Raw genomic sequence first — 12,813 nt, forward strand, 5'->3', positions numbered from 1 at the left:
GACCATCTACTTGGATGGTCTAGTCAATCCAACAGCTTCTTCCTGTCTAATCTCACGTTTATGCTGCTGTTGGATTAGAAAAAAGAATACGCCTGCCAATACTAATAACCCGCCGAATATCTGCCAGCCTACTAACTGCTCTTTTAATAATAGGACTGCTAAAAGAGTAGCACCTACAGGCTCTCCTAAAATGCTCATCGAAATTGTAGTGGCATTCACGTAATTCAGCAGCCAATTATTGATAACATGGGCAAGGGAAGGCACGATAGCAAGAAGAAAAAAGATTCCCCATTCTTTTGCAGAATAGCCAGTTAATGATTCCCCAATTAGCAGGTTATAGACAGATAATAAACAGGCCGCGAAAAAAAACACACAATATGTATAGACCCAGTGAGACATTTTTTTTACAATGCTTTGTCCGATCAACAAATAGCCAACTACTGCAATAACACTTAAAAAGGAAAACATGTCTCCAATAATTGCCTTTCCATTTAACGATATATCACCCCAGCCAATCATCATGGCGCCAATAATAGCAATCCCCATCGTCATGATGGCAGAAGATGTCGTCCGTTCTTTAAAAAAGATAAACCCTCCTATTAACGAAATAATCGGCTGCAATGCAAGGATAATGGTAGAGCTTGCAACAGTGGTCAATTTTAAGGAACTGAACCATAAAGCAAAATGCAATGCTAAAAAGGTTCCAGAAAAGAATAAAAAATACCAATCCTTTTTGGACAACTTTTTAAAATCCTTCCTGTTTATATAAACCATTGGCACCATCAATGCACATGCCAGCCACATCCTGTACATGCTTAAAATGGTTGCAGATGCATCAGACCATTTAACAAAAATAGCAGAAAAAGAGATGGCAATAATCGAAATAATTAATGGTAGACCAATTGATTTTGAGCTGTCCGTCTTCCTCATAGATATCCCCCCTGTCTAATAATTCTTACATATAATAGTACTAATTGAATGGTTAGACAAGAAGTATTTTCAGAAAAATCGAAAACATATGAAAACAGTGGTATTTTGAACCCTATTAGATTGCAAATGATAAAACAATGCTTTCATATGGAGCCAGTGTTATAGAAAGTTCATCTGATTCTGCTGCATATTCCTGCTGAGTGAGAAGCAAAGTAATTTTTTTTCCTTTTAAAGAAAAAGGCAGAGTATAGTGGATTTCTATCTCGCTTTTATTTATTAATACAAGCACGATTTCATGCTCATTTTTTTTATAGTATGCAAAACAATTTTCAACTGCCGGCAGAAAATACAGGGTGCCATAACTTGTTAACAGTGGTGTGTTTTTGCGTACAGCAATTAATGACTTTATATAATTTCTTAGTTCAAGATCTTGCTGATTCTCCTGCCAAGGCATACATTTTCGGCATCCAGGGTCGCTGCCTCCATCTAAACCAATTTCATCTCCATAATAAATACATGGTGTTCCAGGAAAGGTTAACATAAAGGTAAACAATAGCCTGACCCGTTCCTTCCGATAGTGACATTCATTTAATACACGTGGCGTATCGTGACTGTCAATAATATTAAATAAAACATGGTTGATATTATCTGAATAGGAATGGAGAATAGTTGTTAAATCTTCTGCAAACTGTTGAGCTGAAATCATATCATAAGCAAAAAACTGCAAGGATTTGCTTAAAAAAGGATAATTCATAACAGAGTCGAATTGATCTCCTCTCAGCCAGGAAACAGAGTCATGCCAAACCTCACCTAGAATAAATAGGTCAGGATTTATTGCTTTAACAGTTGCACGAAATTCATACCAAAAGCGGTGGTCAATTTCATTGGCTACATCTAGTCTCCAGCCATCAATATTACATTCTTTAATCCAATAAGAGGCAGCTTTTAATAAGTAGCGCTTTACGTCTTCATTGGCAGTATTTAGCTTTGGCATATATTCATAAAAGCCGAATGTTTCATAATTTATTGTGTTTCCGTCTTTTAATGGGAAATTGCGGATATGAAACCAATCTTTATATAAAGAGTTTTCTCCTTTTTCAATTACATCCTGAAAAGGAGGGAATTCCACACTGCAGTGGTTAAAAACAGCATCAAGCATCACGCGGATGTCCCTGTTATGGCATTCTTTTACAAGCTCGCGAAAAAGGGAAATATCCCCGAATTGTGGATCAATCGTGAAATAATCTATCGTATCATATTTATGATTGGATCTAGCCGCAAAAATAGGTGTAAGATAGATTCCGTTTATTCCAAGGTCTTGAAGGTAATCTAAAGAATCCATTATTCCTTGAAAATCTCCACCGAAAAAATTTGTTAAATTAGGTTCTTCCTGTCCCCATTCAATTGTATGCTCGGGATTTATACTGCTGTCTCCATTGCGAAAGCGTTCAGGAAATATCTGATACCATATCGTTTTCCGAACCCAGTCTGGCGGAGAAAATACATCACATTTATGCATATACGGCAAACAGAAGAACAAGCCTGCATCTTCCGGAACAAATGGAAAAAATCCCTTTTCTGTTAATGTCATTTCCTGCTCCCAGTCTTTCAAAATGAAGCCATATCGTATTCTTTTATAATTTGTTTTAATAGAAACCTGCCAATAATCAAATAAACAATCAGATCCTGCTTTTTCCATCGTCTGGCGGAATGTTATCCATTTATAATCTACTATTTCATATTGATCACCGAATAATAAAACAATTTCTGCTACATTATCTTTTTTTGTCCGGATGCGGATATGAAGTGTTTCCTCATCATGAAGATAACAATAATTATCTACTGTTCTATGATAAATGGACGCTAAATCGATCATCCTCTTCCTCTCCCCTACATAAAACTTTTCACTAGCTTTTCCAAAAATAAAAGGTTTTAAAAGAAGGAATGGAAAAATAGTCTTATAGGATTAGATGGGCAATTGTTTGAATAAGAAAGAGGGAAAGGTTCAGTTTAAAGCTTCTATGAAAAAAAGTTGGAGTGTTTAATGAAAGTGCAGAAGTTGAATGGGAAGAAAGTGTATTAAGTGTAATAGTCAATATATTTAACTGTAATGAAAATAATCCCGCGATTCAGGAGATAAATCTGCGAATCCCAAAATAATCCCTCATTCCTGAAGGTAATTCCGCCAAACTCAAATTACTCATCCTAAAAAAGCAAAAAGCTGCCATATTCTAAATAGAAATATGGCAGCATATTTAACTAATCGACAAATCACAATAAATCGGATGATGAATTACCCGTTAACGACGGTTCCTCCATTCACGTGGATGACTTGTCCGCTTACATAGGCAGAATCTTCGCTTGCTAAATAAACATATGCAGGAGCAAGTTCATTCGGTTGTCCTGCTCGGCCAAATGGTGTGTTAGAACCAAAAGTCGACACCTGCTCACTGTCAAATGTAGCAGGAATTAAAGGGGTCCATATTGGTCCTGGAGCCACACCATTTACTCTTATTCCTTGTTTTGCAAGTGACTGAGATAAGGAACGAGTAAATGATGTAATTGCTCCTTTTGTGGAAGAGTAGTCAAGCAGTGTCGGATTACCTTTATATGCTGTGATGGATGTTGTATTTATGATGCTATCCCCTGATTTAAGATGAGGCAACGCTGCTTTTGATAAATAAAACATCGAAAAAATATTTGTTTGAAATGTTTTTTGCAATTGATCTGCGGAAATATCCAGCAAGCTTTGCTGCGGATGTTGTTCTGCCGCATTATTTACGATAATATTAATTGTGCCAAATTCAGAGACAGTCTTATCCACAACTGATTTGCAGAAACTTTCATCTCCGACATCTCCAGCAATGGTTAAGCATTTTACCCCTTCTGCTTCTACTAATTCTTTTGTTTTTTGTGCATCGTCATGTTCATTTAAATACACGATGACAACATTTGCTCCTTCTTTTGCAAAATAAATGCTCACTGAGCGGCCGATTCCGCTGTCTCCGCCAGTTATAATAGCAGCTTTTCCCTGCAGTTTGCCAGACCCTTTATAATTTGGATTTACTTCTATAGGGACTGGATTCATTTCTGTTTGAATGCCAGGCTGTTGATTTTGGTGTTGTGGGGGGAAGGTTTTATTTTGATTTTGACTGTTGCTCATGTTTCATTTACACTCCTTTGTCTTTTCATATTTTGTTATTTTTCCCAGAAGTCCATAATTAAACATGGAAAAATAAGGAGTGATCTCACGGGTTTTTGTTTTGAGGATAAGAGGGAATAATATCAGTTATCTTTCCTTGAAAAAGAATAAAACTCTCCCACAGAAAGTTGGGAGAGCTATACAGACCTTATCAGCGGTAATTAACAAACTGAACATCGACCGTGATTTTTGATTCTCTTACAGCAGCAATAATTTGTTGAAGATCATCTCGGCTCTTTGCAGTTACACGAATTTGATCGTCCTGCAATTGGCTTTTTACTTTTAATCCACTGTTTTTGATCAGCATATTAATAATTTTAGCATTTTCTTTATCAATTCCTTGGACAAGCTTGGCACGTTGACGAACGGTTCCTCCAGAGGCACCTTCTACTTTGCTGTAATCCAGATTTTTTATCGGAATGGAACGTTTAATCATTTTGCTGATCAATACATCTTTTAATTGTTCTAATTTATATTCGTCGTCCGAAACTAACACAAGTTCTTCTTTATCTAACGTTATGTCACTTTTGCTTCCTTTAAAATCATAACGGTTCTGAATTTCCTTTTTGGCAATTTGAATTGCATTGGACACTTCCGACATATCTACCTTTGATACAATATCAAATGAGCTTTCTTTCGCCATTTTTTACCTCCTGTTTGGCTGCCAATCCCAATGGTTGAGAATGAACCCCATTTCTTTTATGTTTGTATTATAGTAAAATATAGCAGTTGTCACAACTATGGATATAAATACAGGAAAAAATAGATAGAAAAATTAAGGAGGACAATCTAGTGTCTTTAAGAGATTATATAGGGCAAGAAGTATTAGCGACCGTTGTAAGAGAAGCATCATTCGGATATTTTCTGCAAGTGGAAGCAGGGGATGAAGATATATTGCTTCATTTTAATGAAACAGATAAAAAATTAGAAGTAGGGGATGATGTCCGCATTTTTGTCTATACAGATTCACAGGGACGAGCATGCTCCAGCACGTTTATTCCAACGATAGCTGTTGGCAAATACGACTGGGTGAAAGTAACAGACATTAAATCGGGTATAGGCTGTTTTTTTGATATTGGCTTAAAAAAGGATATGCTGCTTGGAGAAGACGATCTTCCTGTTCACGATGAAATATGGCCGGAAGTTGGCGATATGCTATACATTACATTAAAGGTAAACCGCAATAATTATTTATATGTAAAAGTTGCTACGGATCCAGTAATCGAAAGCATTTCAACAAAAGCAGAAAAAAAAGACTATAATAAAAATATTCATGGTCATATTTACCGGACGGCCAAGGTAGGAAGCTGGATCTATACGGCTGAAGGCTTCAAAGGATTTATTCATGAAACAGAGCGGGGCAAGGAGCCGAGACTTGGCGAAAAAGTAAATGGAAGAATTATTGATGTGAAAGAAGATGGAACAATCAATGTTTCTTTATTGCCGCGAAAAGAAGAAGCATTAGATGTAGATGCACAAAATATTCTTGCCTATATAGAAATGCGAAAAGGTGCAATGCCATACGGAGATAAAAGCATGCCGGAAGATATTCAAGAGCGGTTTGGAATCAGTAAGGGTTCTTTTAAACGTGCATTAGGAAAATTAATGAAAGAAAACAAGGTCTATCAAGAAGAAGGCTGGACCTATTTGAAAAAAGATTAATTCTATTCAGTAGAATGACGGCGTCAAAAGTTTGGAAATAAACTTTTGACGCCCTTTTTGTATAAAGAGCTTTTAAAAGAGGGAGAATTCTCTAAGTTTAAGTCTAATGAAAATTAGACCCAAACTTTAGTGTAATATTACATAATAACATGCATAGAAAATCTTATGAAAAATATGTTTGATTGTTGTCTTGAAACAAAATGGATAAATGCCCTGTTTAAGCGTATTACAAAAGTTTTTCTTAGTGCATTAAAGGACTTTAATTAGACTACTGAAAAATGCTCAATCTTCATTATTCATAAGAGAAGAATGCATCCTATTAGACATTAGTGACTTCCACTTCCACTCAGCTCCCATCATCTAATAGAGAAAAAACTGCACCCCATGTTTTTTACAAAATGGAGTACAGTTGGATAATCTTAAAAGGGAAATTACAAATGATCTGTTTTTTTGCTGTATTGATGTTTCCCATTTTTGCGGTTTTTTTCTCTCATCATATTTTTTTCATGTAGCAATGCATTATTATCTTTAGACTTTTTATCATTGTCAGAAGTATGTGGCATGATAATACTCCTTTCCTAAAACCAGATTTTAAGTTAAAAGGGTGTCCAATTTTCATCGAGTCAACTGAAGCTTCCGCTTTTTTGAACATTACTAGTATGGTTGGAAAGGGAAAAGAATATGTATCAGATGTCGACAAACGCTCGTATTGAAAAAAGCTTTCGATGTAATCGTTATTCTCCTGTCTGGTTTAAGAAGAAAAGAGCAATTGTGCCTGCACCAGTATGAGAGCCGATTGCAGCGCCGATTGCTGAAATATATACTTCTTTAGGCTGGTACTTTTCCATGATCAGGCTTTTTAATTCAAGTGCTGTTGTTTCATCATCGGCATGACTGATTGCAACCGTTTGAGCAGAGATTGCAGCTCCTCTTTCTTCCATTAAATCCAGCATTCTCCGAAGCAGCTTTTTCTTTCCACGGATCTTTTCTAAAGGAACAAGTTTGCCATCTTCTACATGAAGGAGTGGCTTTATTTGCAAAAGCCCGCCTATGAATGCAGAAGCTTTGGAAACACGTCCTCCTTGTGCTAAATAATCCAAATCCTCCACTGTAAATAGATGCTCCATATGAGCGCAGGAAGCTTTTATCACTGAAGTTGCCTCTTCTAAGGACTTGCCAAGGTTTCTTTGTTTTACTGCTTCTTGAACGACTAATCCGTGTCCTAAGGAAGCGCATTTGCTGTCAATAATCGTCAAGTCTAGGTGCGGATAATCTTCTTTGACTTGTTCATAGATCATTACTGCGGTTTGGTATGTTCCAGATAACTCAGACGAAAAGGCAATATATACGCCCTTCTCGCTATTTTCTGCCAATGCAGTAAATGCTTCTTTAAAAACTGTCGGTGATACTTGGGAAGTTTTTGGTATTTGTCCATTTCGAATTGCAGCATAAACAGTTTCTGGTGCAATCGTTTTTAAATCCTCATATTCTTCACCAGCAAGATAAACCTTTAAAGGAAACAGAACAACATTATTTTCTTTATAGAAGCTTAAAGGCAAATCACAAGCACTATCCGCCATGATCTTAAACGTCATTTTATCCATCTTCTTTCTTTATATATTTAAAAAAATTATTGTACGGTTAAATTTTTATGGTATATTGATAGCTGGCTTATGTATAGAATGTTTTTTAGCTAATAAGGTGGAATACATACATGTAGTGTATATTTATTTTTGTAAAAAAACAACGAATAGGAAATAGTAATATAGTAAAAATTACTATAAATGGAGGATAAATATGTATTGGCTGCCATTCAAAAAATTAAGTGTTGTTATATTAGGTTCGTGTTTAAATGCAATCGCGATGAATTGTTTTTTAATTCCAGCCCAGATTTATTCAAGCGGATTTGCTGGAGTTGCCCAGCTGATTGCTAGTGTAACGCCGCTGTCAACTGGAGTTTTGCTTTTCCTTTTAAATGTGCCTGTAGCTATTTTGGGTTGGATGAAAGTTGGAAAATCATTCACATTTTATAGTTTTCTGAGTGTAGCTTTTATGTCATTATTTCTTGAAATTATACCGGTGAATTCGTATGCTGACGACATTTTATTAAATGCAGTATTTGGCGGTGTTATTGCAGCTGTTGGTGTTGGTTTTACTTTAAAATGGGGAGCATCAACGGGTGGAATGGATATCATTGCAATGATACTTTCCCGGGTTCAAGATAAGCCTGTAGGCACTTACTTTTTTACATTAAACAGCGTCATCATTTTAACAGCAGGTTATCTGTATGGATGGGAAAAAGCGCTGTATACGCTCGTTACTTTATATGCAGCAACAAGGGTGATAGATGCTATTCATACTCGCCACCAAAAATTAACCGTGATGATTGTGACAAAAAAAGCAGATGAATTAAAAGTAGCGATCTACGAAAAACTAGTTAGAGGTATTACAATGATTCCTGCAAAAGGTGCTTTTTCCAATGAAGAACGGGATATGATGATGATTGTCATTACTCGTTACGAATTATTTGATTTAGAAAGAATTATAAAAGAAGTAGATCCCAATGCATTTACCAATATTGTACAAACAACAGCGATTTTTGGTTTTTTCAGAAAAGAGTAAAATAGAGGTGGAGTTATGGTGAAGCATGCTTTTATTGTATGCATCCTTCTTTTTTTCTGTCCTTCTTTTGTTGGAGATGCAGAAGCACAAACGAGTAATCAACTAGTACTTGCCATTCATGCAGCGGCTAGAACGGATGAAGCTGAAATCCAATTAAAATTGTCAAACCTGGATGACCGTCCAAAAAAATTACGATTTTCATCCTCACAAAAATACGAAATAATCATCAAGTCTGAAACGGAGGAAGAAGTTTACAGGTATTCTCTTAATAAAGCCTTTTTGCAGGCCATTCAGGAAATGACGATTAAGCCGCATGAAACATATACTTGGAAGGAAAATTGGAATTACATTTATAATGGAAGCAGAATAGAACCAGGTGAGTATAAAATTGAAGCTGTATTGCTTCCAACACAGTTGGATGAATCGACAGCGATATTAAAGGCATGTACAACAGTTGCTGTTCCAGCAGAAAACACTGTGTATAAGAACATAAAAGTGAAGGGGACGAATGGCAGCTACACCATAACAGGTTTAGCGAAAACACCGAATAAACTGCTATACACAGTAGAGGATGGGCATAATGAACTCCTTTCCAATCAAGTGGTTAACAAACAAGCAGATGGAAGTTTTCTTATTCATTTAGAGATTCCTAAACATATTCTTCCGAAAAATGGAACGCTTATTTTGTATTTAATAGAAGAAGCGGAAACGTTTATAAAACCCTTTCCAGTAGAATTAGAAGTATTCTCTTCTTCAAATTGTATAAAACATAGCTTCCACTTGCAGCAATGAAAATCATTGCTGCAGGGAAGCCATGTTTCTAGACAGCTCCTTATTAACGGACTTCTATTTGTTCAAGTTCTTTTTGCAGCTGTGCTAATTGCTGCTGTTCAGCAACGGTAGTATTGGCATAAGCTGAACTAATTGCGTTTTTTGCTTTTGCCACTAGATCGTTGATATCTTGTCCTTGTGATGCTTTTACGGATTCAACTGCTTCTCTAGCTTCTTGAAATATTCTGTTTCCCATTATATTCCTCCATGAGTAGATTCCTTCACGTTGGCCATTTTATAGCTTTCTGCTTCTGCATAGGTCATGTGAAAAGGGATACGTTCAGCATGCTTAGTTACGGAGTCTACACCCTGTTGTACAAAGCGTTTTGATTTATTACGTTTTCCCATAGGTAATCCCTCCAAATATAAGTGGTTTGAAACAGTGATTTTACAAAGATGAAATGTAAAATCACTGCTTCTCCTATAGTATGGAACAGGAAAGGAAGATTTAATGGCGGTAATGTTAACCACTTGTTTTATTTGTTAGATGGCTTCAGGAGCGCAGTTGCAGTGCTTGAGTAATGAACATCCGAGTAAGGAAGACAACGAGGAAATCAAGCGTTTGTCCACATTCTGTTGTCAATTGTTAGATGGCTTTTAAATTTAATGCTTCGTTTAAATAGAAAGCAATCCCATCTTCTTCATTGGTTAATGTCGTTGCATTGGCTAGAGATTTTAATTCCTGGATGCCATTGCCCATTGCAATGCCTTTGCCTGCAAATTCAATCATTTCAAAATCGTTATCCTCGTCCCCAAATGCGATAATATTATGCTGAGGTATTTGGTAGAACTCAGAAACTTTTTTCAGACCAACTGCTTTATTTAAGCCTGACTTTACAATTTCTATAACATGAAATGGATCTGCCCAGCGACGGTGGTCTATTAAATCAGCATGTACAGTTGATAAGTGGCTGCGGATGCTTTTTACATGTTCTTCTTCAGTATGAATTAATAAACAGGTTGGAGCAGCTTCTAAAAAGTTAAGAAGGTTGCCAGTTGTTGTCTTCGGATTCCCTAAAGAAAAAATATCTATGAGCTTTTCATCATGATAATGAAAATACACCTCATCGATTACTTCTGCCACAATATTATGAAAAGAAAAATCACTGCATGCCTCTACAATATCCTTTGCTGTTTTCATATCTAGCGGAGAGTGGTAAATACCCCAATTTCTATCTTTCGGATGATGAATAAATGCCCCATTAAAGTTGACAATTGGTGTATCCAGAGCTAATTCCTTATAAATTGCTTCACTTGCACGATAAGGTCTCCCTGTAGCAATCATCACAACATGTCCATCTTCTCGGGCTTTTTGAATAACTTTTTTTGTTAAGGGAGAAATAGTTTTGTCATTTTTTAATAATGTTCCATCAAGGTCAAGTGCTATTAGATGTTTTTCTGTCATAGTTTCTCCTTCTAGTATGTTTAATATGGTAATATTTAAAAGTCTTTAAAACCATGTTTTGTTTTCTATTTTCGACTTAAAGGAAGTAGGAATGCAGAATAACAAAATATTCCTATATTAATCTTCCAGTACGACGAAAAGCAAATATGCTTTCGCTTTTATCCCACTCTTAACGGACAGTAAGACCCCCCTTATGGAAAGGTTCACTTTATTTAGAAAAACAAAACACTTCATGATACACTTAATTTAGTATCATTATATACATATAAAATTTTATTATAATATATGCATCATTTCTACTTTATTGCTGTAAAGGTTTGTTAAATAGTTCGATTTATTATGAACCATATTTATTACATTTGGACGATTAAATAGAAGCGGAAGAACTTAGCATTATAATGTTAACCTATTTTTATCATTTTTCAAAAATTAAGGGTCGAAAAAAGCGTTGGAAAAATAGGAATGGCAAATTTTCAAGCAGAAACGAAGGGGTTATTTTGATGATTATAATAGAAAAAATATTCGTAAATGATATTCCATTATTACATATCGTAAAAAAAGATAATTACGATCAAAAGCTTCCTTATCTTCAATTTATTCATGGCTTTACAAGTGCAAAAGAACATAATCTTCATTTTGCCTACAATTTAGCTGAAAAGGGATTCCGCGTTGTTCTTCCAGATTGTTTATATCATGGAGAAAGAGAAACAGGCTTGAGTAAAATGGATTTGAATATGCGTTTTTGGGATATTGTATTAAAGACTATGGATGAGATTCCTATTATAAAAGAAAGCTTTGAAGAAAAAGGACTTATCGATGCAAATCATGTTGGACTGGTCGGGACAAGCATGGGAGGCATCGTTACGTTGGGAGCACTTAGAAAATATTCATGGATCCATGCTGCAGTCAGTTTAATGGGAATGCCTTATTATGAGAAATTTGCAAACTTTACAATCAATGAAGTGGAAAAAAGGGGATACAAAATTCCACTTAAAAAGGAAGAAATTAACGTGTTAATTCAACGCCTAGCACAACTGGATTTAAGTAAGGATCCAGAGAAGCTGAACAATAGACCATTGCTGTTTTGGCATAGTAAACAAGATAATGTCGTACCATATGAGTATTCTTATCAGTTCTACGAAGCAATAAAGCCATTGTATGATAAAACACCGGAAAACCTTTGTTTCATCAGTGATGAAACATCTGGCCATAAAGTCAGCAGACTGGCAATGCTAAAAACGGTGGATTGGTTTGAAAAGCATTTGCAATAAGATTCATTCGGTTTTATAAATAAGCGGTAAATCTTGTTCTTTTCCATTGCGTCGTATTTTTGTTATGATAAGTACAATACTTTAAAGTGTAGGCAAGGTATTTTTTTACAAACTTCAGGCTGATCGAAAACATTTTTATTTAGAGGCGTGAAGCGGCGGGCAACAGGATGTTGGTCAGAACGGCGTTGTCACAGGCTCACAGGATGCGGTCATTCGACGTTGCAACAGGCTAGCAGGACGGTAGTCGACGGTAGTCAATCGACGAAGACATAAGGACGTGGCGAAGTTAGTCGATTTTCCTTAAAACGTACTTAGTCGTTCATCCTCTTTTACCCAGTAATGAGCATTCGAGTAAGGAGAACAACGAAGCAATCGAGCGTTTTCGATTAGCCTGCAATACTTTAGTCATGCATACATTTTAAAAAGGAGTGGGATAAAATGAATGAAGAGTTAAAAGAAAGTATTATGGGAGCACTAGAAATGGTTATTGATCCAGAGTTAGGTGTCGATATCGTTAATCTTGGTTTAATATATGATTTAGACCTAAAGGAAGATAATACATTAATTGTTACAATGACTTTAACAGCAATGGGATGTCCTTTAGCTGGCGTGATAGTAGATCAAGTAAAAGCTGCTCTTGCCGATCTTCCTGAAGTGAAGGAGACGGAAGTAAACATTGTCTGGACTCCAGCTTGGACAAAAGATAAAATGTCTCGCTATGCAAAAATTGCATTAGGCGTTCAGTAAAAATGCATATTGAATTAACATGGTTAACAGGCCTCACGACTTAAAAGGAGAAGTGAGGTCTGGTTATGTCAATAAATGCACTTCATTATTTCCATTCGTTTTTATCAGAATATTTCTACTATTGTAATGTTGTGAAAGCAGTT

14 protein-coding genes are annotated in these 12,813 nt (G+C 35.9%); 5 read left to right on the forward strand and 9 right to left on the reverse strand.

The genetic code is table 11. The annotated features are described in order from the left end of the window. Positions 1-6 precede the first annotated feature (6 nt). The 4 genes from ACTYBU_RS01255 to ACTYBU_RS01270 all read right to left on the reverse strand — a co-directional run bounded on the left by ACTYBU_RS01255 (position 7) and on the right by ACTYBU_RS01270 (position 4,775). Positions 7-930, reverse strand: a complete 924-nt coding sequence (locus ACTYBU_RS01255; RefSeq protein WP_445486639.1) for a DMT family transporter — start codon at positions 928-930, stop codon at positions 7-9. A 115-nt stretch (positions 931-1,045) separates the two neighbouring features. Next, positions 1,046-2,806 (reverse strand): alpha-glycosidase, encoded by a 1,761-nt coding sequence (locus ACTYBU_RS01260; protein ID WP_445486640.1) that lies wholly within the window; start codon positions 2,804-2,806, stop codon positions 1,046-1,048. A 417-nt stretch (positions 2,807-3,223) separates the two neighbouring features. Next, positions 3,224-4,093: an SDR family oxidoreductase gene (locus ACTYBU_RS01265; protein ID WP_445486641.1), complete on the reverse strand. Its 870-nt coding sequence runs from the start codon at positions 4,091-4,093 to the stop codon at positions 3,224-3,226. A gap of 190 nt (positions 4,094-4,283) precedes the next feature. After that, a complete protein-coding gene (locus ACTYBU_RS01270; RefSeq protein ID WP_445486642.1) occupies positions 4,284-4,775 on the reverse strand; it encodes a YajQ family cyclic di-GMP-binding protein in 492 nt (163 codons plus the stop codon). A gap of 149 nt (positions 4,776-4,924) precedes the next feature. Between ACTYBU_RS01270 and ACTYBU_RS01275 the strand changes: the two genes are divergently transcribed. Continuing rightward, positions 4,925-5,794, forward strand: a complete 870-nt coding sequence (locus tag ACTYBU_RS01275) for a CvfB family protein (RefSeq protein ID WP_445486643.1) — start codon at positions 4,925-4,927, stop codon at positions 5,792-5,794. 431 nt (positions 5,795-6,225) lie between these two features. Here the strand turns inward: ACTYBU_RS01275 and ACTYBU_RS01280 are convergent, their stop codons facing one another. After that, on the reverse strand, positions 6,226-6,357 hold the full coding sequence (locus ACTYBU_RS01280) for a DUF3941 domain-containing protein (protein ID WP_445486644.1): 132 nt from the start codon (positions 6,355-6,357) through the stop codon (positions 6,226-6,228). A 171-nt stretch (positions 6,358-6,528) separates the two neighbouring features. After that, positions 6,529-7,389, reverse strand: coding sequence for a DegV family protein (locus tag ACTYBU_RS01285; RefSeq protein ID WP_445486645.1), 861 nt, complete (start codon positions 7,387-7,389; stop codon positions 6,529-6,531). Positions 7,390-7,591: 202 nt separating this feature from the next. On the opposite strand from ACTYBU_RS01285, the gene ACTYBU_RS01290 reads away from it, so the two are divergent. Both ACTYBU_RS01290 and ACTYBU_RS01295 read left to right on the forward strand, forming a co-directional pair. Continuing rightward, positions 7,592-8,416 carry a YitT family protein gene (locus ACTYBU_RS01290; protein WP_445486646.1) on the forward strand — a complete coding sequence of 275 codons (825 nt, stop codon included), beginning with the start codon at positions 7,592-7,594 and terminating at the stop codon, positions 8,414-8,416. 18 nt (positions 8,417-8,434) lie between these two features. Next, complete coding sequence (locus ACTYBU_RS01295) at positions 8,435-9,208, forward strand: BsuPI-related putative proteinase inhibitor (RefSeq protein WP_445486647.1); 774 nt, start codon at positions 8,435-8,437, stop codon at positions 9,206-9,208. Between the two features lie 43 nt (positions 9,209-9,251). Here ACTYBU_RS01295 and ACTYBU_RS01300 read toward each other — a convergent pair whose 3' ends face one another. The 3 genes from ACTYBU_RS01300 to ACTYBU_RS01310 all read right to left on the reverse strand — a co-directional run bounded on the left by ACTYBU_RS01300 (position 9,252) and on the right by ACTYBU_RS01310 (position 10,652). Continuing rightward, positions 9,252-9,443: a DUF3813 domain-containing protein gene (locus ACTYBU_RS01300; RefSeq protein ID WP_445486648.1), complete on the reverse strand. Its 192-nt coding sequence runs from the start codon at positions 9,441-9,443 to the stop codon at positions 9,252-9,254. Then, the gene (locus ACTYBU_RS01305; protein WP_445486649.1) at positions 9,443-9,595 is read right to left on the reverse strand and encodes a hypothetical protein; all 153 of its coding nucleotides are present in this window, start codon (positions 9,593-9,595) and stop codon (positions 9,443-9,445) included. Before ACTYBU_RS01305 ends, ACTYBU_RS01300 begins: the two co-directional genes overlap by 1 nt. A 238-nt stretch (positions 9,596-9,833) precedes the next feature. Next, a complete protein-coding gene (locus ACTYBU_RS01310; protein ID WP_445486650.1) occupies positions 9,834-10,652 on the reverse strand; it encodes a Cof-type HAD-IIB family hydrolase in 819 nt (272 codons plus the stop codon). A 500-nt stretch (positions 10,653-11,152) separates the two neighbouring features. On the opposite strand from ACTYBU_RS01310, the gene ACTYBU_RS01315 reads away from it, so the two are divergent. Next, positions 11,153-11,923: a prolyl oligopeptidase family serine peptidase gene (locus ACTYBU_RS01315; protein ID WP_445486651.1), complete on the forward strand. Its 771-nt coding sequence runs from the start codon at positions 11,153-11,155 to the stop codon at positions 11,921-11,923. Between the two features lie 438 nt (positions 11,924-12,361). Further along, entirely contained in the window at positions 12,362-12,670 is a 309-nt protein-coding gene (locus ACTYBU_RS01320; protein WP_445486652.1) for a metal-sulfur cluster assembly factor, read from the forward strand. Positions 12,671-12,813 lie beyond the last annotated feature (143 nt).

The sequence above is a fragment of the Niallia sp. 03133 genome (genome assembly GCF_052663225.1).

Bases quoted from the DNA above. Each gene is read 5' to 3' on its own strand.
- ACTYBU_RS01320 (WP_445486652.1), top strand. From the start codon at position 12,362: ATGAATGAAGAGTTAAAAGAAAGTATTATGGGAGCACTAGAAATGGTT.
- ACTYBU_RS01305 (WP_445486649.1), bottom strand. From the start codon at position 9,595: ATGGGAAAACGTAATAAATCAAAACGCTTTGTACAACAGGGTGTAGAC.
- ACTYBU_RS01290 (WP_445486646.1), top strand. From the start codon at position 7,592: ATGTATTGGCTGCCATTCAAAAAATTAAGTGTTGTTATATTAGGTTCG.
- ACTYBU_RS01300 (WP_445486648.1), bottom strand. From the start codon at position 9,443: ATGGGAAACAGAATATTTCAAGAAGCTAGAGAAGCAGTTGAATCCGTA.
- ACTYBU_RS01255 (WP_445486639.1), bottom strand. From the start codon at position 930: ATGAGGAAGACGGACAGCTCAAAATCAATTGGTCTACCATTAATTATT.
- ACTYBU_RS01270 (WP_445486642.1), bottom strand. From the start codon at position 4,775: ATGGCGAAAGAAAGCTCATTTGATATTGTATCAAAGGTAGATATGTCG.
- ACTYBU_RS01285 (WP_445486645.1), bottom strand. From the start codon at position 7,389: ATGACGTTTAAGATCATGGCGGATAGTGCTTGTGATTTGCCTTTAAGC.
- ACTYBU_RS01310 (WP_445486650.1), bottom strand. From the start codon at position 10,652: ATGACAGAAAAACATCTAATAGCACTTGACCTTGATGGAACATTATTA.
- ACTYBU_RS01260 (WP_445486640.1), bottom strand. From the start codon at position 2,806: ATGATCGATTTAGCGTCCATTTATCATAGAACAGTAGATAATTATTGT.
- ACTYBU_RS01280 (WP_445486644.1), bottom strand. From the start codon at position 6,357: ATGCCACATACTTCTGACAATGATAAAAAGTCTAAAGATAATAATGCA.
- ACTYBU_RS01315 (WP_445486651.1), top strand. From the start codon at position 11,153: ATGATTATAATAGAAAAAATATTCGTAAATGATATTCCATTATTACAT.
- ACTYBU_RS01265 (WP_445486641.1), bottom strand. From the start codon at position 4,093: ATGAGCAACAGTCAAAATCAAAATAAAACCTTCCCCCCACAACACCAA.